Source organism: Aliiroseovarius sp. (assembly GCF_030148435.1).
Lineage (GTDB): Bacteria > Pseudomonadota > Alphaproteobacteria > Rhodobacterales > Rhodobacteraceae > JASBTN01.
This window is the reverse complement of the sequence record NZ_JASBTN010000001.1, coordinates 108,136-127,258: the sequence shown is the minus strand read 5'-3', so window position 1 is coordinate 127,258 and position 19,123 is coordinate 108,136. Positions and strand designations below refer to the sequence as shown.

Annotated in this window: 17 protein-coding genes; 9 read left to right on the top strand and 8 right to left on the bottom strand. The window is 63.1% G+C overall.

From position 1 onward, the window contains the following. Nucleotide 1: 1 nt before the first annotated feature. The 4 genes from Q1V43_RS00595 to Q1V43_RS00580 all read left to right on the top strand — a co-directional run bounded on the left by Q1V43_RS00595 (nt 2) and on the right by Q1V43_RS00580 (nt 4,439). Nucleotides 2-214, top strand: a complete 213-nt coding sequence (locus tag Q1V43_RS00595; protein WP_300512851.1) for a hypothetical protein — start codon at nt 2-4, stop codon at nt 212-214. 152 nt (nt 215-366) lie between these two features. Beyond that, nucleotides 367-1,002, top strand: coding sequence for a glutathione S-transferase family protein (locus Q1V43_RS00590; RefSeq protein ID WP_300512849.1), 636 nt, complete (start codon nt 367-369; stop codon nt 1,000-1,002). A gap of 23 nt (nt 1,003-1,025) precedes the next feature. Next, a complete protein-coding gene (locus tag Q1V43_RS00585; protein WP_300512847.1) occupies nt 1,026-2,234 on the top strand; it encodes an acetyl-CoA C-acetyltransferase in 1,209 nt (402 codons plus the stop codon). Nucleotides 2,235-2,249: 15 nt separating this feature from the next. Then, nucleotides 2,250-4,439, top strand: coding sequence for a 3-hydroxyacyl-CoA dehydrogenase NAD-binding domain-containing protein (locus tag Q1V43_RS00580; RefSeq protein ID WP_300512845.1), 2,190 nt, complete (start codon nt 2,250-2,252; stop codon nt 4,437-4,439). A gap of 182 nt (nt 4,440-4,621) precedes the next feature. Here the strand turns inward: Q1V43_RS00580 and Q1V43_RS00575 are convergent, their stop codons facing one another. From Q1V43_RS00575 to Q1V43_RS00540, 8 genes are all read right to left on the bottom strand, one after another. Further along, nucleotides 4,622-6,718 carry a 3-hydroxyacyl-CoA dehydrogenase NAD-binding domain-containing protein gene (locus Q1V43_RS00575; RefSeq protein ID WP_300512843.1) on the bottom strand — a complete coding sequence of 699 codons (2,097 nt, stop codon included), beginning with the start codon at nt 6,716-6,718 and terminating at the stop codon, nt 4,622-4,624. Nucleotides 6,719-6,822: 104 nt separating this feature from the next. Then, nucleotides 6,823-7,035, bottom strand: a complete 213-nt coding sequence (locus tag Q1V43_RS00570) for a hypothetical protein (protein WP_300512841.1) — start codon at nt 7,033-7,035, stop codon at nt 6,823-6,825. 23 nt (nt 7,036-7,058) lie between these two features. Next, the gene (locus Q1V43_RS00565) at nt 7,059-7,385 is read right to left on the bottom strand and encodes a TraR/DksA family transcriptional regulator (RefSeq protein WP_300512839.1); all 327 of its coding nucleotides are present in this window, start codon (nt 7,383-7,385) and stop codon (nt 7,059-7,061) included. A gap of 81 nt (nt 7,386-7,466) precedes the next feature. Continuing rightward, the gene (locus tag Q1V43_RS00560) at nt 7,467-8,582 is read right to left on the bottom strand and encodes a FliM/FliN family flagellar motor switch protein (RefSeq protein ID WP_300512837.1); all 1,116 of its coding nucleotides are present in this window, start codon (nt 8,580-8,582) and stop codon (nt 7,467-7,469) included. Nucleotides 8,583-8,633: 51 nt separating this feature from the next. Continuing rightward, a complete protein-coding gene (locus tag Q1V43_RS00555) occupies nt 8,634-11,381 on the bottom strand; it encodes an ATP-binding protein (protein WP_300512835.1) in 2,748 nt (915 codons plus the stop codon). Further along, nucleotides 11,381-11,704, bottom strand: a complete 324-nt coding sequence (locus Q1V43_RS00550; RefSeq protein WP_300512833.1) for a hypothetical protein — start codon at nt 11,702-11,704, stop codon at nt 11,381-11,383. The genes Q1V43_RS00555 and Q1V43_RS00550 overlap by 1 nt, the downstream gene beginning before the upstream one ends. Then, the gene (locus Q1V43_RS00545) at nt 11,701-12,078 is read right to left on the bottom strand and encodes a response regulator (RefSeq protein WP_300512831.1); all 378 of its coding nucleotides are present in this window, start codon (nt 12,076-12,078) and stop codon (nt 11,701-11,703) included. The genes Q1V43_RS00550 and Q1V43_RS00545 overlap by 4 nt, the downstream gene beginning before the upstream one ends. Before the next feature lie 116 nt (nt 12,079-12,194). After that, nucleotides 12,195-13,487: a helix-turn-helix domain-containing protein gene (locus tag Q1V43_RS00540; protein WP_300512829.1), complete on the bottom strand. Its 1,293-nt coding sequence runs from the start codon at nt 13,485-13,487 to the stop codon at nt 12,195-12,197. A 217-nt stretch (nt 13,488-13,704) separates the two neighbouring features. Here Q1V43_RS00540 and Q1V43_RS00535 point away from each other — a divergent pair, with 217 nt between their 5' ends. The 5 genes from Q1V43_RS00535 to Q1V43_RS00515 all read left to right on the top strand — a co-directional run bounded on the left by Q1V43_RS00535 (nt 13,705) and on the right by Q1V43_RS00515 (nt 18,991). Beyond that, entirely contained in the window at nt 13,705-15,051 is a 1,347-nt protein-coding gene (locus Q1V43_RS00535) for a substrate-binding protein (RefSeq protein WP_300512827.1), read from the top strand. A 120-nt stretch (nt 15,052-15,171) separates the two neighbouring features. After that, the gene (locus Q1V43_RS00530; protein ID WP_300512825.1) at nt 15,172-16,203 is read left to right on the top strand and encodes a branched-chain amino acid ABC transporter permease; all 1,032 of its coding nucleotides are present in this window, start codon (nt 15,172-15,174) and stop codon (nt 16,201-16,203) included. A 3-nt stretch (nt 16,204-16,206) separates the two neighbouring features. Continuing rightward, entirely contained in the window at nt 16,207-17,418 is a 1,212-nt protein-coding gene (locus tag Q1V43_RS00525) for a branched-chain amino acid ABC transporter permease (protein ID WP_300512822.1), read from the top strand. A gap of 14 nt (nt 17,419-17,432) precedes the next feature. Next, entirely contained in the window at nt 17,433-18,188 is a 756-nt protein-coding gene (locus Q1V43_RS00520) for an ABC transporter ATP-binding protein (RefSeq protein ID WP_300512820.1), read from the top strand. 11 nt (nt 18,189-18,199) lie between these two features. Then, complete coding sequence (locus Q1V43_RS00515) at nt 18,200-18,991, top strand: ABC transporter ATP-binding protein (protein WP_300512818.1); 792 nt, start codon at nt 18,200-18,202, stop codon at nt 18,989-18,991. The last annotated feature ends 132 nt before the right edge of the window (nt 18,992-19,123 follow it).

Sequence of the window (19,123 nt, the reverse complement as noted above, 5' to 3'; positions counted from 1 at the left end):
CATGCCCAAACGTTTCCGCCTGACCCGCCGCTTTCCCTGCGCCATGACCGAGGACGGCTACCGCCGCCTCAAGCGTTTTGCAAGCGAGGCGGGGCTGGACGAAGGCGAGGCGCTGTCCTTCCTGTTCGAACATTTCGACAGCGTGACGGATCAGGAAAACCTGACCGCACGCCTGCGCCTGTTCAACGCCGAACTGGACGCACGCAAACGCTGACACCTGCGCCGGAGGCACCTTCGGGATGCCTCCGGCGGGGATATTTTCGGCAAGATAAAGTGAAACCCTGCTCCTTTATCTTGCCCGAAATATCCCACGGGGGTCCGGGGGTGTGAAACCCCCGGCTCTGCCCGTGAGACTGGGAGGACCACATGACCGTCAAACTCTACTGCTTCGGCGAAAGCGGCAATGCCTATAAGGCAGCGCTGGCGCTGGAACTCTCGGGCCTTGAATGGGCGCCCGTCTATGTCGACTTTTTCGGTGGCGAGGCGCGTGGCCCGGAATATCGCAAAATCAACCCCATGGGCGAGGTTCCGGTCATGGTGGACGGCGACGTGACCCTGTCGCAGTCGGGAGTGATCCAGGACTATGTCAGCTCCAAGTCGGGAAAGCTGGGCGGCAAATCCGCCGCTGAACGCCGCGAGATCCTGCGCTGGCAGTTCTGGGACAATCACAAGATGTCCTCACAGATCGGAACGACCCGGTTCCTGATGAACTTCATCCCCGAGGACAAACGCCCGGCCGAGGTGATCGCCTTCAACCAGGGCCGCCTGAAGGCAGCCTACAAGGTGCTGGAGGCCGAACTGGCCGACAAGGACTGGCTGGTGGGAAACGACGTGACCATCGCGGACCTCTCCTGCTGTGGCTACCTGTTCTACCCCGAACCCTTCGGCTTCGACCGTGCCGACTGGCCCAATATCAGCGCCTGGCTGGACCGCATTTCCGCCCTGCCCGGCTGGAAACACCCCTATGACCTGATGCCCGGTTCGCCTGCGGACCGCGCCTGATCTTTTCGGAAGGAATTCGACGAATGACCGAAGCCTATATCTATGACGCCGTGCGCACCCCGCGCGGCAAGGGCAAGAAGGACGGCACGCTGCACGAAGTGACCGCCGTGCGCCTGTCGGCAATTACCCTGAACGAACTGGCCCAACGCAACAACCTGTCGGGGCATGCGGTCGAGGACGTGATCTGGGGCAATGTCACCCAGGTCGGCGAACAGGGCGCCTGCCTTGCGCGCTCGGCAGTTCTGTACAGCGATCTTGACGAACGCATCCCGGGTGTTTCGATCAACCGGTTCTGTGCCTCCGGCCTCGAAGCCGTGAACATGGCCGCGAACCAGGTCAAGGGCGGCGCAGGCAAGGCCTATATCGCCGGTGGTGTGGAAAGCATGTCCCGCGTGCCGATGGGTATGGACGGCGGCGCGATTGCCGCCGACCCGCACCTGGCGATGAAAGCCTATTTCGTGCCGCAGGGCATCTCGGCGGATATCATCGCCACCGAATACGGGTTCTCACGCGATGATTGCGACGCCTATGCAGTCGAAAGCCAGAAACGCGCCGCTGCCGCCCGGGCAGCCGGGCGTTTCAAGGGCTCCGTCTACACCGTGCGCGACCAGAACGGCCTTGCCATCATGGACGAGGACGAAATGATCCGCGAGACCACCATGCAGACGCTGGGCGGCCTGAACCCGTCCTTCAAGGCGATGGGCGAAGCGATGCCGGGTTTCGATGCCGTGGCGCTGCTGAAATACCCGCATCTGGAGCGGGTGAACCACGTGCACCACGCGGGCAACAGCTCGGGCATCGCCGATGGATCCGCTGCCGTGTTGATTGGCAACAAGGAGTTCGGCGAGGAGAACGGCCTGAAACCCCGTGCCCGCATCCGCGCAACCTCGAAAGTCGGCACCGACCCGACCATCATGCTGACCGGTCCGGTTCCGGCCACCGAACGTGTGCTTGAGGCCGCGGGTATGAGCTTCGGCGACATCGACCTGTTCGAGGTGAACGAGGCCTTCGCCTCGGTCGTGCTGCGCTTTATCCAGGCCTTTGATGCCGACACGAACAAGGTCAACGTGAACGGCGGTGCGATTGCCATGGGCCACCCGCTGGGCGCCACAGGGGCAATGATCCTGGGGGCTCTGCTGGATGAAATGGAGCGATCCGACAAGGAGACCGGCCTCGCCACCCTCTGCATCGGCTCGGGCATGGGCGCCGCAACCATTATCGAACGCGTGTAAGGAAGGGACGTTACAATGGCTGATTTCAACTATTCCGTTGACGCCGATGGCGTCGCGACCATCTGCTGGGACCTGCCCGGCAAATCCATGAACGTGCTGTCGATGGAGGGCATGCACGAGCTCGATGCCCATATCGACACCGCCCTGTCCGACGAGGCCGTGAAGGGCGTGATCATCACCTCCGCCAAGAGGGACTTCGCCGGCGGCATGGACCTGAATGTCATCGCGAAAATGAAGGAAAGCGCGGGCGACACCCCGGCGCAGGGTCTGTTCGACGGGATCATGTCGATGCACAAGGCCCTGCGCAAGATCGAGCGCGCCGGCATGGACCCCAAGACCTTGAAAGGCGGAAAGCCGGTCATCGCCGCCCTGCCCGGCATCGCCTTGGGCATCGGTCTGGAAATCCCGCTGGCCTGTCACCGTATCATTGCCGCCGACAATCCGAAGGCCAAGATCGGCCTGCCCGAGATCATGGTCGGCATTTTCCCCGGCGCCGGTGGCACCACGCGCCTCGTGCGCAAGATAGGCGCCATGGCCGCCGCGCCCTTCCTGCTGGAAGGCAAGACCGTCAGCCCCGACAAGGCCAGGGCCGCCGGTCTGATCGACGAGGTCGTACCGGCGGATGAACTGCAGGCCCGCGCCAAGGCATGGGTCCTGAACGCGACCGACGCCGACATCGTCAAACCCTGGGACGCCAAGGGCTTCAAGATGCCCGGCGGTGCGCCCTATCACCCGGCCGGATTCCAGACCTTCGTTGGTGCGGCCGCGATGATCCATGGCAAGACCAACGGTGTCTACCCTGCCGCCAAGGCGCTGCTGGCCGCCGTCTATGAAGGCGCGATGCTGCCCTTTGATGACGCGCTGCGTGTGGAATGCCGCTGGTTCGTCAACGTGCTGATGAACCCGTCCTCCGCCGCCATGATCCGGTCCCTCTTCATCAACAAGCAGGCGCTGGAAAAAGGTGCCGTACGGCCCGCCGATGTTCCGGATCAGAGCGTGAAGAAAGTCGGCGTGCTCGGCGCGGGCATGATGGGCGCGGGCATCGCGCTGGTGTCTGCCAGGGCCGGGATCGAGGTCGTGCTGATCGACCAGAACCAGGAGGCCGCCGACAAGGGCAAGGCCTATTCGGCGGCCTACATGGACAAGGGCATCGCCCGCAAGAAGGCCACGGCGGAGAAGAAAGAGGCGCTTTTGAACCTCATCACCGCCACCACTGATCTTGATGCGCTGAAGGGCTGCGACCTGATTGTCGAAGCGGTGTTCGAAGACCCGGACGTCAAGGCCGAGATGACCCGGAAAGTCGAGGCCGTGGTGGGTGAGGACTGCATCTTTGCCACCAACACCTCGACCCTGCCGATCACCGAACTTGCCAGGGCTTCCGTCCGGGCGGAGCAGTTCATCGGCATCCACTTCTTCTCGCCGGTCGAAAAGATGATGCTGGTCGAGATCATCAAGGGCCGGGAAACCGGAGACTGGGCGGTGGCAAAGGCGCTGGACTATGTGCGCCAGATTCGCAAGACGCCGATCGTCGTCAATGACGCGCGCTTCTTCTACGCCAACCGCTGCATCATTCCTTACATCAACGAAGGGATCCGCATGGTCGGCGAGGGCGTTGCGCCTGCGCTGGTCGAAGGGGCTGCGCGCCTTCTGGGTTTCCCGGTCGGGCCGCTGCAGCTGGTCGACGAGACTTCGATCGACCTGGGCGTCAAGATCGCCAAGGCCACCCGCGCGGCGATGGGCGATGCCTACCCCGACAGCGCGGTGGACGAGGTCGTTTTCTGGATGGCGGACGAAGGCCGCCTGGGCCGCAAAGCAAACGCGGGCTTCTACGACTATGACGACAAGGGCAAGCGCAGCCATCTCTGGGAAGGTCTGGGCGAAAAATACCCGCAGGCCGCAGATCAGCCCGGCGTGACCGAAGTTCAGCACCGTCTGATGATGGCCCAGGTACTGGAGGCCGTGCGCGCCAAGGAAGAAGGCGTTCTGATGGACATCCGCGAGGGAGACGTTGGCGCGATCCTCGGCTGGGGCTTTGCCCCCTGGTCAGGTGGGCCGCTGTCCTGGCTCGATATGATCGGCGCCGAAAAGGCAGTCGAAATCTGCGATGGGTTGACCGAAAAGTTCGGCACCAGGTTCACCACGCCCGAGACCCTGCGCGACATGGCCGCCAAGGGCGACGGGTTCTACAGCCGCTTTGCAGCTTGAGACAGAAGAAAAAAGGAAACGCCCGCCGGACCGGCGGGCGTTTTTTTGGGGGGAAGATAGCAATCTAGAAGCAGAGCCCGGGAAAGCCCTTCGAAATCGCGTGGTTTTATCCAACCCAGCCAAGGCTCTCCACGGAAGATCCGTTACCTTCCTGTCAGGAAATGAACGAGAGGCGAACCCACCTAATCCTCGTTCATGTCCGCAAAATGGCGTCCGTTCTTGATCAGCTCATCCCACAGCGGCGCCGGGGTCCAGAACTCGGGTGCTTCCTCCACCCAGGACTTCAGCTCGTTCTCGACCGTCAGCAACCCGCGCAGATCGGCGGCCATCATCGGCCCGCCACGCCAGCGCGGGAAGCCGTAGCCAAAGAACAGCACCACATCAATATCCGAGGGGCGTAGCGCCACGCCCTCCTCCAGCAGTCTCGCGCCTTCGTTGGCCATGGCGCCCAGACAGCGGGCCTGGATTTCTTCCGCAGTAAAGGCGCGCGGGGTGATCCCCTTGGCCGCCCGCGCCTCGGAAATGATCCGCAACACCTCGGGGTCCTCGCGCCCGACCCGGCCGCCCGCTTCATAAAGATAATAGCCCCGCCCGGCTTTCTGACCGAACCAGCCGCGCGCGCACAGCGTGTCACCAATCGTCACGTAGCGATGCGCCGGATCGCGTGTCTCCGCCAATCGCTTGCGGCGCGCCCAGCTGATGTCGAGCCCGGCAATATCCAGCACCTGGTATGGGCCGACCGGGAACCCATATGCACGCATGGCAGCGTCGATCTGCGTCGGCGTTGCCCCGTCCTCCAGCATGAAATCCGCCGCCAGGCGATAGGCCGCCAGAATGCGATTGCCGATGAACCCATCGGTGACACCGGCCCGCACCGGCACCTTGCGCAGCTTCCTGGCCAGAGCAAAACCCGTGGCAACCACATTCAGGTCGGTTTTGTCCGCCACCACGATTTCCAGCAATTTCATGATGTTGGCCGGAGAAAAGAAGTGATATCCCACCACGTCCTCAGGCCTCGAGATTGTATCGGCCAAGGCGTTGATGTCCAGGTAGGAGGTATTTGTAGCCAGGATTGCGCCCGGTTTCATCACCTGGTCGAGCTGGGCAAAAACGCCCACCTTGACGGATGTCTCTTCGAAAACCGCTTCGATCACCAGATCGACGCGCCCCAGATCCTCCATCCGTGTGCTGCCTGACAGAAGCTCCATGCGCGCGTCCCGCGTCGCCGCGTCGATGCGCCCCTTGACAAGAGAGCGCTCGTAGATGGCGTCGATCTTCTCGACCCCGCGCATCAGTCCCTCGTCATCGCGTTCCACCAGCGTGACCGGGAAGCCTGCATCCAGGCAGGCCACGGCGATGCCGGCCCCCATGGTGCCGGCGCCAACCACGCCGATTGTGTTCACCTCACGCAGGGTGGCGCCATCGAGTTCGGGCACCTTTGCTGCACGGCGTTCGGCGAAGAACGCGTGGCGCAATGCCCGGGCGCCATCCGAGTTCTCGCAGTCATCGAAGGCCGCGCGTTCCATCGCGATGCCGGCCTCGAAAGGCAGCAGCATCGCCGCCTCGACGCAGTCGACGATCTTTCCCGGTGCGTCGAGCGGTGACTTGGCGACCTCGGCGCGGCGCGCAGTGATGGCGGCGGTGTAGGCGGCAGCGTCAGCAAAACCTTCGCGCCGTTCGCAGGTTGGGCGCGGTTTGGCTCCATTTTGGGCAAGGTCACGGGCAAAGGCGAAACCTGCCGCCGCCACGTCCCCATCCACCAGCGCGTCAACCAGCCCCAGGTCACTGGCCTTCTCGGCAGAGATCAGCTTGCCCGACAGCATCAGGTCCAGCGCCGACCCGGCACCGGTCAGGCGCGGCACCCGCTGGGTCCCGCCGCCTCCGGGCAACACACCCAACCCCACTTCCGGCAGGCCAAAGCGCGCCTTTCGATCGGCCAGGCGGTAATGCGCACCCAGGGCAATCTCGAACCCGCCGCCCAACGCGGTGCCCTGGACAGCCGCGACGACCGGTTTCGAACAGGCCTCGATCCGGGCGACGACGGTGGAGAGGATCGGCTTGGCACGGGGTTTGCCAAATTCGCGCACATCGGCACCGGCAGGAAAGGTACGTCCCTCTGCCCGAATCAATATCGACCGCACGGTCGGGTCTGAATCGGCCCGTTCCACAGCGTCCAGCAACCCGCTTCGAACGGAGAAAGATAGTGCGTTTACAGGTGGATGCGCAATGGTCAGCACAGCAACGCTGTCCTGAACCTCATATGTGACGTGCTCGTTCATGTCCCCTCCTCGATGCTGGACGCAATTTAAGTGCCCGTGCGCCGGAGGCAAACATGAAAACGCCCGCGGCAAAGGCGGGCGTTCAAGCGGGCGTGGTCATGGGTTCAGACCGGCATGTTGTCAAACAGGTCGTCGGCGTCATCATCGTCCAGTTCGTCGATCAGGCGCAGGTAGTCCTCGGGTACTGGCAGACCCATCGATTCGAACTCGGCAATCTTTTCGCGCAACTGTTCCTGCAACACATGCCGGTCCTCGGGGCGTTTGGCGATCTCGTCCAGGATACTCGCCACCGCCGCTTTCATGTCCTCGAATGCCATTGGGTCCTCCTCTTCCGTCATTTCTAGCCGTGCTTGGCCGCACAGTCGCGACAGAATGGGGTGTAGGGCACCACTTCCAGCCGCTCTTCGGCAATCTCATTACCGCACTCGACACAATAGCCGAACTCGTCCTCGGCCATGCGGGCCTGAGCTGCGCGGATCTTGGCAATCTCGGCCTGCGCGTCCGTTCCACGGCGCTCCAAAACCTCGTCGCCTTCCCGCTCGACCGCAAGTTCCTCCCAGTCCTTCGACTGGTGGCTGTCCAGCTCCTTGTCTATCTCCTGTAAAAGAGCTTGCAGCTCTTCCAGACGTGTCTCAAGGACATTGCGGTATTTGCCCACGTCGATCATTGCAAATCTCCTGTAATCATCAACAGTTTGCTTAAAATTCTGGCGCGTCGCCTTGATGCAGGTCAACCATAACGTGGAGATTCAACCCACGGGTTCAGGCAGGTCACTCATCGAGATGGGAGCAACGTCGAGCGGGGGAAGCTCCCTCTCACCGTCATGTGGGGATGGTGCGCCCTCTCCGGGCAGATCGCCCAGTCCGGGCGGAACGTCAGAAAGTCCTGCCACAGGCATGGCGGGCGGGGCTGGCGGTTCGTTTGTGGCCGCGCCCGGCAAAGTGGGCGGGGGAGGCACAGGCATGTCCGCGCCGACCTTCGCCGCGATACTGTCCGGCACTTCGGCACTGAGGCGTACGGCGCGGTGTCCGGCAACCTGACCAAGCCCCCCTTTGCACACCTCTTTCCCGGTCATGCCCTCCAGGGTCACGCGGGACAGGGCCGCGCGGGGAACCGGGACCAGCGCGCCGGGCACCAGATCGGCCACCTCGGTCAATGGCAATTCCAAACGGTGCAGAACGGCGTGAATCTCGGCATGGGCTTCCATCACCGCTTCGCCAACCGTGCCCCCGTCGATATTCGCCGTGGCCGAGACCGCAGGACGGGGCGGGTCAAAGGGGAAAAGCAGGTGTAGCTGCCCTTCCTTTGCCCCGCTGCCCAGGTCCATGGTCAGGGTGTATTGGCGATAGGGAATATCTTCCAGCGTCATTTCCACCGCGCGGGCGTCCTCAAGGGGCAGCACATAGCGGAACCCTTTGATGGTGGGCAGGACCGGCAGAGCGGCCTCGGCGGCGAGTTCCGCAAACAGTTCCAGCACCCGGTTGATGAAATCGGCAGACAGGATCGCGTCTGTGCGGGTCGGTGCGCGCGGCTCGGCCTTGTGCGGCACGACGCGGCCGGTTGTCTGGATTTCGATCAGGGCGGCCAGGGTCTGGGGGTCCATCACGACCATGCCGTACCGTTCCCCTTCCCCTTCGCACAGGGCCAGCAGCGCATGTTCTGGAAGCGCCTGGATGAAACTGTCGCGCACCACACGATCCTCCTGCACCCCGGCAGCCAGGGCAACCAGGGCCGCGACATCCTCGGCCGCCTGAGCGACGGCCACGCGCAGCGCAGTGGCGGCGGTCGCGCGCCCGATCTCGGGCGGAGGGCGCCCGGCCCCCGCTTTGCGGCGCATCGCGCTGAGCTCAAGATCGTCACGCATGCCTTTGCTCACCCGGATTATTCATCCCCTCCAGATGTGACAGGACAAGGTTTACAAATGGTTTAGACCGGCGGCACTCAACTGGCGTTCACCCGCCCTCAGCGGCGCGCGCGGCAGGGTCACGCGGAAAGCCGCCCCGCCCTGCCCCGGCAGGTACGAAACCTTGCCCCCCAGCTTGTCCATGATCTCACGGCAGATCGCCAGGCCCAGCCCGGCACCTCCTGCCTTGGCCTGATCCGACAGGCGCGAGAATTTCTCGAAGATCACCGACTGGCTCTGCTTGGGAATGCCCGAGCCATTGTCGATGAAATCCACATGCAGCCGATCGCCGCGATGGGTGACAAGGATCTTCAGCCGGGGCTGTTCGGCATCGCAATACTTGATCGCATTCGCGATCAGGTTGATGAAAACCTGCGCCAGACGGTCCGTGTCGGTGTGGATCGGCACATCCTCATAGATGCCCTTGCGCCGGATTTCGATCCCGGCGGCCTCGCCCACCGAAGTGGTCGCTGCCACGGCCCGGTCCAGCACCGCCCTCAGGTTGTCGGCCTGGGGGTGCAGGGTCACGTGGCCCGCTTCCAGCACCGAGAGGTCCAAGAGATCATCCAGCAGCCGGGTCAGGCGCAGCGCCTCGTCATGGATGATCGAGCTGAAACGCCGGCTGGCCTCGGGGTCCATGTCGCCATCGCGCAAAAGTTCCGAGAACGAACGGATCGAAGTCATCGGCGTGCGCAGTTCATGGCTGATCTGGCTCAGAAAGGCGTCCTTCTGGATCGACAGCTGGGTCAGCTTGTCATTCGCCTCGGACAGCTGGCGGGCGGTGCGGGTCAGTTCCTCGGACTGCACCTCGAGCCGCGAGGAGTATTCCAGCATCTGCGCGGTTTCATCCGCCACGGCCATCAGGTCCTTGACCGACACCGAAGCACCGCCGACGATCTGGCCGACCATCGCATGGGCCGTGGCCGCGCCGACCGAGCCTGACAGCTCGCGTTCCAGAAGCTCGATGAACCCGGGGGTAGGTTCGGGCAGGAAGCCTTCCTTGCCCTGGGCGGCGGCCTGCTCCTCGAACAGGGCCTGGGCCTCCGACGGGCCCATGATGCGCTGAGCCATGATCATCAGGTCTTCTGCCTGGGCCCGGCTTTGCGTCCAGCCGCGCGCCGAGCCGGAATGTTCGAACACGTTGACGAATTGTGCACCTTGCAGACGTTCCAGCGGATTGGGAAAGCTCAGCAGGCTGACGGTCAGAAACAGGGTCGTGTTGACCACCATGGACCAGAACAGCGCGTGCACCAGCGGATCCATGATGTCGAGACCGAAGAGCGCCTGCGGGCGCAGCCAGCCGATGCCCCAGGGGCCATTTGCGAGCAGCTCTGCCGACATTATTCCGTCGGGGCCGAAACTGGGCAGGAAAAGACCGTAAACCCAGACGACGAAGCCACCAACCAGCCCCACCGCCGCCCCATTGCGCGAAGCACCACGCCAGAAGATACCGCCCAAAAGCGCGGGCAGGACCTGGGCCACACCGGCGAAGGAGACCAGGCCGATGGATGCCAGCGCCGCACCGCCGCCCGAGACCCTGAAATAAAGATAGCCCAGCAGCAGCACGCCGGCGATCGACAGACGCCGCGAGACCAGCAGAAGGTTGCGCACGTCGCCGGACATCGAGGCCCCGTCGCTGCGCAGGGACAGCCAGATCGGCATGACGATGTGGTTCGACACCATGGTCGACAGGGCAATGGCCGCCACGATGACCATCGAAGTGGCCGAGCTGAACCCGCCGAGGAAGGACAGCATGGCCAGGCTTTCCTTCTCAAAATGCAGGGGGACGGTCAGCACGAAAAGGTCCGGGTTGGCATCCTGGGGCAGGATGTTCAGCCCGACAACGGCGATGGGCACGACAAAGAGGCTCATCGCGAACAGATAGGCCGGGAAGGCCCAGGAGGCCGTGGCGAGCTGGCGCTCGTCCACGTTCTCGACCACCAACACCTGGAACATGCGCGGCAGAGTCAGGAACGCGGCGGCGGACAGGAAGGTCAGGCTGACCCAGCGGCCCGGTTTGAGCTCCCAATCGGCGATCGCGGAACTGTCGATCGTGCGTGCGATTTCACCCGGGCCACCGGCAACGCCCCAAACCACGAAGATACCAACCGCCAGCAGGGCGATCAGCTTGACCACCGCTTCGACCGCAATCGCCGTGACCACACCGTGATGGCGTTCGTTGGCATCGAGATTGCGGGTCCCGAAAGCCACGGTGAATACCGCAAGCCCCGCCGCAACCCAGAGCGCGGTGGCGTTGAGGTCGGGCACTTCGGCCACCAGATCCCCACCGGTACCGGAGCCGCGCTCGGCCGCAAAGACTGCAAATGACAGGGTAACAGATTGAAGTTGCAGCGCGATATAGGGCGTGGTGCCAATGACCGCCAGCAGGGTGACGATCACACCCAGCAGGTTCGACTTGCCATAGCGCGAGGAAATCAGGTCGGCGACCGAGGTGACACGTTGCGCCCGTCCGATCCGCACCAGTTTGCGCAGAAGCCACCACCAGCCCACCATGATCAAGGTCGGGCCAAGGTAGATGGTGACGAACTCCAACCCGCTGCGCGCCGCGTAGCCCACCGCGCCATAAAAGGTCCAGGCGGTACAATAGACGGACAGTGACAGGGTATAAACCCAGGGGCTGCGCAGCCAGGCCGCACCGTCGCGCCCCTCCCGCGCGCGCTTGTCCGCGCCATAGGCCACGACGAAAAGCGTGGCCACGTAAAGCAGGCAAACCAGGACCAACAGATTGTAGCCCAGCATCAGCCGCGCCCTTCCGTATCACGCGTTCTGGTCGTCTCCGGTGTCTCTCCGTCGTTGCCGGACGGCGCAGGATTGCCTGCCGAGAGCGGCCCCGACAGCAATGCGGCCGCCAGGATCAGACCGCCCCAGACCGCAAAGATGTAGATGCCCCCGATCGAAGTCGAGCCGGTCCCTTCGCCACCGTTTCCGGCCCCGGCGGCGCCCAGCAGGGGGAGCATGAACAGAAGAACCCCCAGCAGCGGCAACAAACGTGCGGCATCCGCCACGCGGCGGCGGCGATAGGTCTGGCGGGCCAGGAAAAGCGGTTCGCGTCCGCCGCTCACGAGGCGGGATTGCCGGCCAGGTCACGCACGGCCTCCAGCACCTCGGCATTGGCGAAGGGCTTGGTCATGAAACGGGTAACGCCCAGGCGCGCGGCCAGATCGCGGTCCTTCTTCTGCCCACGCGCGGTCAGCATCAGAACGGGCAGGTCGGCGGTGGCCTCTTCGCCACGCAGTTCCTGCAGGATCTCGAAACCGGAGCGGCCGGGCAGCATCACGTCGAGGATCAGCACATCCGGCGCGCCCCCCCGGACGGTATCGGCGGCGGTTTCACCATTGGCATGGACGGATACGTCCCAGCCATCACGGCTGAGGATGAAGCTGATGGCTTCGACGATGTTCGGTTCGTCCTCGATGACAAGAACCTTTTTGGCCATCTGTCCCTCCCCATGGACCTGGACCCTGTGTCCCGCTTCGCCTGACTATCCCCAATGCGGGCGCGCATGTCAAAAGCCATCATGGTTTTTCTTGCACAGACACCGACCCGAAGGGCTCAACCCCGGCCCGACAGGATCGACGGTTCGCGCCGCGCGCCGCAGACTTCGCGCGGACAGACGCGGCAGGAGCCCCCCACCGGCAAGCCCGGCTCGGTTTCGGCCATCGGATCCTCCGGCAGGATCAGCATGGTCGCTTCGAAAACCGGCGGCGCATCGAAACTGGGCGCGGCCTGCGGCTGACAGATCGCCAGACAGATAAAGCGGCGCGGGGTGCGTCCGGGCATCTCGACCCGGGTCCGAATGGGCTGCGACGGGCGCGTCAGCGCCTGATATAGCGGCCAGAGCGGACAGCCGGTGCCGAAACGCGGGATCGAAAAGCCTTCGACCGGCTTGCGGAAACTCAACGCTCCCGAGCCATCGCAGATCACAAGCCCGCAGGTCGGACCGCTTTTCAGCGCCGCCACCCGGCGCAGCACTGCGGCCGGATCGACATGGAACCGTGCAGCCACCTGGCCGGGATCGCGGCTTTGCGCCCAGGCAGCGGCAAAACGGGGTCCGGGCATGTTGCGCGCATCGGCCTGATAGCGCGCCAGCATGCGCGCAGCCATGTCGCGGGCCGCGGAGGTGTGCAGAGCCTCCGAGGCCTCGGCCATTGCCTCCGGATCCCCTTCGCCGCTTTCCAGCGCGGGGATGTGAAAACCGATCCCGTCCAGAAAGGCCGCGACCTCCTCCTGCGGGGAGATCGGCGTCTCTTCTACATCACTGCCGGCTTCAAGATAGTCGACCAACCCCTGTGCACTGTCGGTCAGGCGCGCGCTGTCCTCGCCCACGTTGCGCAGGAACCGCGCCTGCCAGTCGGGGTCAATATCGGTCGTGTCGGTCAGGATCGACGCCGCCGAGCGGATCGCGGTCACGGTTGACAATACCTCGTGCAGCGAAGCGGCCAGATGCGGGTCATGGGTCAGCCGGTCCGACAGGCTTTCAACCAGGCGTTCCAATTCCTCGATCCGCCCGTGCTGCGCGGCCACCAGCCCGGCCCAGCCGGGAAAGCGTCCCGCGAAACCCTCGGTCCGGTCCAGTTCCACGTCCTGGTCCGGGCGCCGTCCCGCCGCATCGCGCAAGGCGCCCAGCAGCGCGGCTTCGGCGCCTTCGGTCAGGCTGACAGGCTCGGCGCCCAGTTCGCGGGCAATGTCCACCAGCAGCTTGCCGCCGATTCTGCGTCGATTATGTTCGATCAGATTGAGGTAGGCGGGCGAAATTCCGACCGTGCGGGCCAGATCGGCCTGCCGGATGCCCCGCACCATACGGCGTTCGCGAATTCTGCTCCCGGTCAATCGTGACTGCGGCATCATTTTATCCCGTGTTTCTCGACACTTTCTGCAAGTGCGCGAAAATTCGTTAACAAATGCTATCACAGCATAGTAGATTTGTTTACAAAAAAAATGTTGCGTCAAAAGCATTTGTTGCGAAATTTTCCAATCACCCCCTAACATGAAAGGGCTCTGTAAAGAGTCTGTGCCGCATTCGGAGGAGGAGTGCTGCACATTAATCAAAGGGAGGAATTACATGTCCAACTCGAACTTCACCCGCCGTGGCGTGCTGAAATCCGGCGCCGTCGCCGGTGCCGGTGTCGCCCTGCCGACCATCTTCACCGCCTCGTCGGCCGCGGCCTATACGAACGAGCCGATGGGTAGCTCAGTCACGCTGGGCTTCAACGTGCCCCAGTCGGGCCCCTATGCGGACGAGGGCGCGGATGAACTGCGCGCCTATCAACTTGCGGTCGAACACCTGAACGGCGAAGGTGACGGCGGCATGATGAACACCTTCAGCTCGAAAGCGCTGCAGGGCAACGGCATCCTGGGCAAGAAGGTCGAATATGTGACCGGCGACACCCAGACCAAATCGGACGCGGCGCGCGCCTCGGCCAAGTCGATGATCGAAAAAGATGGCGCGGTGATGATCACCGGCGGCTCGTCCTCGGGCGTCGCGATTGCCGTGCAGGGCCTGTGCCAGGAAGCCGGCGTCATCTTCATGGCCGGCCTGACCCACTCGAACGACACCACCGGCAAGGACAAGAAGGCGAACGGTTTCCGGCATTTCTTCAACGCCTACATGTCGGGCGCCGCCCTGGCCCCGGTGCTGGCCGCACGTTACGGCTCCGACCGCAAGGCCTATCACCTGACCGCCGACTACACCTGGGGCTGGACCCAGGAAGAATCGATCGTCGCCTCGACCGAGGCCCTGGGCTGGGAGACCGTCAACACGGTCAAGACGCCGCTGGCCGCGACCGACTTCTCGTCCTACATCACCCCGGTGCTGCAGACGGATGCCGACGTGCTGGTCCTGAACCACTATGGCGGCAACATGGTGAACTCCCTGACCAACGCCGTGCAGTTCGGCCTGCGCGAAAAGCAGGTGAACGGCCGCAACTTCGAAATCGTCGTGCCGCTGTTCTCGCGCCTGATGGCCCGTGGTGCTGGTGAAAACATCAAGGGGATCCTTGGCTCCACCAACTGGCACTGGTCGCTGACCGATGAAGGCTCGCAGGCCTTCGTGAAATCCTTCGGCACCAAGTACGGCTTCCCGCCGTCGCAGGCCGCTCATACGGTCTACTGCCAGACCCTGCTTTATGCCGACGCCTGTGAACGCGCCGGCACCTTCAACCCCTGCGGCGTGGTCGAGGCCCTCGAAGGCTTCGAGTTCGACGGGCTGGGCAACGGCAAGACCACCTACCGTGCCGACGACCACCAGTGCTTCAAGGACGTTCTGGTCGTGCGCGGCAAGGAGAACCCGACTTCGGAATTCGACCTTCTGGAAGTCGTGGAAGTCACCCCGGTGGAGCAGGTCACTTACGACCCGAACCACCCGATGTTCGCTGGCGGCAATCTGGGCGCCTGCAACGAAGGCGCGTAAACGCAAGCGACATCAGTCACTTAAAAGCAATCGGTCGCGCGGGATATCCCCCGCGCGACCACCCCTGACCGGCGCCGCATGGCGACCCGGGGGGAGCGGTTTCATCCAAAGGTGGGGACAATGGACGCCATCCTTCTTCAAATCCTGAACGGGCTCGACAAGGGCTCAGCCTACGCGCTGATCGCGCTTGGGCTTACTTTGATCTTCGGCACGCTGGGCGTGGTGAACTTCGCCCACGGGGCGCTGTTCATGATCGGCGCCTTCTGTGCCGTTTCGCTGCAGCGCCTCCTGAGCCTGTCCTTCGAAACGGTCGACCCGACCAGAACGGACTTTCTGGGCAACCCACTGAAGGTGAAAACGCCTTACATCGAAAGCTGGTTCGGACCCGAAACAGGTGCGGCGATCATCGACTGGTCGGTGCCGCTGGCGATCCTCTTCTCGATCCCGATCATGCTTCTGGTCGGCTTCATCATGGAGCGCGGCCTGATCAAGCATTTCTACAAACGTCCCCACGCCGACCAGATCCTGGTCACGTTCGGCCTGGCCATCGTGTTGCAGGAGCTGGTGAAACACTGGTTCGGCGCCAACCCGATCCAGACCGGTGCACCAGAGGCCTTCAAGGGCTCGTTCGACTTCGGTGTTCTGCTGGGCTTCGATCCGAACCTGATCATCTACCCCTACTGGCGCATGGTCTATTTCGGTTTCGCTGCCGTGATCGTCGCCGCGGTGTTTGCCTTCCTGCAATTCACCACCTTCGGCATGGTCGTGCGTGCCGGCATGGCGGACCGCGAGACCGTGGGCCTGCTGGGCATCAACATCGACAAGCGTTTCACCATCATGTTCGGTCTGGCCGCCGCGGTCGCGGGGCTGGCGGGTGTGATGTATGCACCGATCAACTCGCCCAACTACCACATGGGCATGGACTTCCTGGTGCTGTCCTTCGTCGTGGTCGTTGTCGGCGGCATGGGCTCCCTGCCCGGGGCGGTGCTGGCCGGCTTCATGCTGGGCATCCTGGAAAGCTTCGCTTCGATGAACTGGATCAAATCGATGATCCCGGGCATCGACCAGATCATCATCTACCTTGTTGCCATCGCGATCCTGCTGACGCGGCCGCGTGGCCTGATGGGCCGCAAAGGCGTGATGGAGGACTAAGACATGCTGGGACTGAACAAGAAAGACACCCGCTTCCTGTTAATTGTCATCGCGCTGACGCTGCTGACACCGATCATTCTGCAACCCTTCCCCGAAGGCTCGAGCCTCGCTCAGTTCAACGCCGGCTACCCGGACCTGATGCAGCGTTTCGCGATCTTCGGCATCTTTGCAATCGGCTTCAACATCCTTTTCGGCCTCACCGGCTACCTGTCCTTTGGCCACGCGGCCTTCCTGGGCGTGGGCTCCTACACGGTCGTCTGGATGTACAAGCTTCTGGACTACAACGTGATCTGGGGCCTGCCGCTGGCGATCATCACCTCCGGCCTCTTCGCGCTGCTGATCGGATTCGTCTCGCTGCGCCGCTCGGGCATCTACTTCTCGATCCTGACGCTGGCCTTCGCGCAGATGAGCTACAACCTGGCCTATTCGGTTCTGACCCCGATCACCAATGGGGAAACCGGCCTGCAGGTCTATACCGATGACGTGCAGATCCTGATGGGCGCCAACGAGCCGCAGAGCCCGCATTTCTTCGGCATCGTCATGCGCGAGAATTTCTGGGTCGCCGACATCGGCGCGTGGGAGTTCACCTTCAACAACGGCTACTACTTCTCTGCCGTGATCGCGATCCTGGCCTTCTACCTGAGCCTGCGGATCTTCCGCTCGCCCTTCGGCCTGATGCTGCGCGCAATCAAGACCAACCAGACCCGTCTGAACTACACCGGGCTGAACGCGCGCCCCTATACGCTGGCGGCCTTCGTGATCTCGGGCATGTATGCCGGTCTGGCCGGTGGCCTGCTGGCTGCAATGGACCCGCTGGCCGGTGCTGAGCGCATGCAGTGGACCGCCTCGGGTGAAGTTGTCCTGATGACCATTCTGGGCGGCCTCGGGACCATGATGGGCCCGGTTCTGGGCGCAGGCTTCATCAAGTATTTCGAGAACATCTTCTCGAAGATCAACGAACAGGTCTTGCGCCAGTGGTTCGGCTTCCTGCCGGACGGGCTGGAAGGCGCGGTGGTCTGGGTCGCGGAATACTTCGTCGGCTCGGGCTGGCACCTGACCTCGGGTCTGCTGTTCATGCTGGTCGTGATCTTCCTGCCCGGTGGCCTGGTCGAAGGTGGCCAGAAACTGGCGGGACTGTTCAAGCGCGGCAAGTCGGACGAAGACATCGATGACCCCGAGCATCAACCGAAACAATCGCCGCACGTGGCTGAATAAGAGGAGGCTGAAAGATGGGACTTCTTGAAGTCAAAGGCGTGGGGAAACGTTTCGGGGGCCTTCAGGCGCTTGGCAACGTGAACCTCTCGGTCCAGGAAAACTCCGTGCATGCCATTATCGGGCCGAACGGCGCGGGCAAGTCCACTCTGCTGAACTGCTTTGTGGGCAAGCTCATCCCTGACGAGGGCTCGGTCCTGTTCAACGGGCAGTCGGTGCTGGGCCGAACGCCGCACGAGATCAATCAGATGGGCATCTCCCGCGTGTTCCAGACCCCGGAAATCTTCGGAGATCTGGACGTCATGGAAAACATGATGATCCCCTGCTTTGCCAAGCGCGACGGCGCCTTCCGCATGCATGCCTTCGAAGGTGTGGAGAACGAGAAGGAACTGGTCGAAAAGGCCGAGCAGATGCTGATCGACGTGAACATGATCGACAAGCGCCACATGAACGCGGCCTCGATGTCGCGGGGTGACAAGCGGCGGCTCGAAATGGCCATGTGCCTGGTGCAGGACCCGAAACTCCTGCTGCTCGACGAGCCCACTGCGGGCATGGCGCGCGCCGATACCAACAACACGATCGACCTTCTGAAGGAAATCAACGAGAAGCGCGACATCACCATGGCGATCATCGAACATGACATGCACGTGGTGTTCTCGCTGGCCGAGCGCATCACCGTCCTGGCCCAGGGCACGCCCCTGGTCGAGGACACGCCGGAAAACATCAAAGGTCATCCGAAGGTCCAAGAGGCCTATCTGGGTGAGGCGCATTGAGGGAGGCATCAATGGCAGACGAACGACTGATCGACCCGGCGGACCACACGCGTGAAAAACGGGATTTCTCGAAATTCCAGAACCAGGCGGCCACCGCTCCCGCCTTCTTCTCGGTCTGGGACATACACGCCTATTACGGTGAAAGCTATATCGTTCAAGGGGTTAGCTTTACTGTACACGAGGGTGAAATCCTGGCTCTTCTGGGCCGCAACGGGGCGGGCAAGACCTCGACCCTGCGCGCGATTGCCCGACTGGATGATCCGATGATCACCCATGGCGAGGTCTGGCTGGACCACGAGGCGCTGCATAACATGAAATCCTACGACGCCTCGCAGCGCGGCATAGCCCTGGTGCCCGAAGACCGGCGCATCATCCAGGGCCTGACCGTGGAAGAGAACCTGCAACTGGCCCAGATCGCCCCGCCAATCGGCTGGTCGCTGGATCGCGTCTACGAGCTGTTCCCGCGCCTCAAGGAACGCCGCAAGCAGGAGGGCACGACGCTGTCGGGCGGCGAGCAGCAGATGCTGGCCATCGCCCGCGCGCTGGTGCGCGACATCAAGGTGCTTTTGCTGGATGAACCCTATGAGGGCCTCGCCCCGGTGATCGTGGACGAGATCGAAAAGACGCTCAACATCATCAAGGAACAGGGCATCACGACCGTGATCGTCGAACAGAACGCGGTGCGCGCACTGGAACTGGCCGACCGCGCGGTGATCCTGGACACTGGCACCGTGGTCTTCGACGGCACCGCCCAGGAGGTTCTGGACAACGAGGCCCTGCGTATGGAGTACCTCGCGATCTAAGACATTCGACTCCCCGGAGGGCACACCCCTGTGTCCTCACTCCCTGTCGGCCGGTGCTTCGTGCACCGGCCTTTTTTTCCCCGAATTCCGGCGGGTTTCAGCCTGTCAGAAGTACAGGATCACCCCGAGGTT

Bases quoted from the DNA above. Each gene is read 5' to 3' on its own strand.
- Q1V43_RS00585 (WP_300512847.1), top strand. From the start codon at position 1,026: ATGACCGAAGCCTATATCTATGACGCCGTGCGCACCCCGCGCGGCAAG.
- Q1V43_RS00580 (WP_300512845.1), top strand. From the start codon at position 2,250: ATGGCTGATTTCAACTATTCCGTTGACGCCGATGGCGTCGCGACCATC.
- Q1V43_RS00540 (WP_300512829.1), bottom strand. From the start codon at position 13,487: ATGCCGCAGTCACGATTGACCGGGAGCAGAATTCGCGAACGCCGTATG.
- Q1V43_RS00515 (WP_300512818.1), top strand. From the start codon at position 18,200: ATGGCAGACGAACGACTGATCGACCCGGCGGACCACACGCGTGAAAAA.
- Q1V43_RS00530 (WP_300512825.1), top strand. From the start codon at position 15,172: ATGGACGCCATCCTTCTTCAAATCCTGAACGGGCTCGACAAGGGCTCA.
- Q1V43_RS00570 (WP_300512841.1), bottom strand. From the start codon at position 7,035: ATGGCATTCGAGGACATGAAAGCGGCGGTGGCGAGTATCCTGGACGAG.
- Q1V43_RS00565 (WP_300512839.1), bottom strand. From the start codon at position 7,385: ATGATCGACGTGGGCAAATACCGCAATGTCCTTGAGACACGTCTGGAA.
- Q1V43_RS00545 (WP_300512831.1), bottom strand. From the start codon at position 12,078: ATGGCCAAAAAGGTTCTTGTCATCGAGGACGAACCGAACATCGTCGAA.
- Q1V43_RS00535 (WP_300512827.1), top strand. From the start codon at position 13,705: ATGTCCAACTCGAACTTCACCCGCCGTGGCGTGCTGAAATCCGGCGCC.
- Q1V43_RS00525 (WP_300512822.1), top strand. From the start codon at position 16,207: ATGCTGGGACTGAACAAGAAAGACACCCGCTTCCTGTTAATTGTCATC.
- Q1V43_RS00520 (WP_300512820.1), top strand. From the start codon at position 17,433: ATGGGACTTCTTGAAGTCAAAGGCGTGGGGAAACGTTTCGGGGGCCTT.
- Q1V43_RS00560 (WP_300512837.1), bottom strand. From the start codon at position 8,582: ATGCGTGACGATCTTGAGCTCAGCGCGATGCGCCGCAAAGCGGGGGCC.
- Q1V43_RS00595 (WP_300512851.1), top strand. From the start codon at position 2: ATGCCCAAACGTTTCCGCCTGACCCGCCGCTTTCCCTGCGCCATGACC.
- Q1V43_RS00590 (WP_300512849.1), top strand. From the start codon at position 367: ATGACCGTCAAACTCTACTGCTTCGGCGAAAGCGGCAATGCCTATAAG.
- Q1V43_RS00575 (WP_300512843.1), bottom strand. From the start codon at position 6,718: ATGAACGAGCACGTCACATATGAGGTTCAGGACAGCGTTGCTGTGCTG.
- Q1V43_RS00555 (WP_300512835.1), bottom strand. From the start codon at position 11,381: ATGCTGGGCTACAATCTGTTGGTCCTGGTTTGCCTGCTTTACGTGGCC.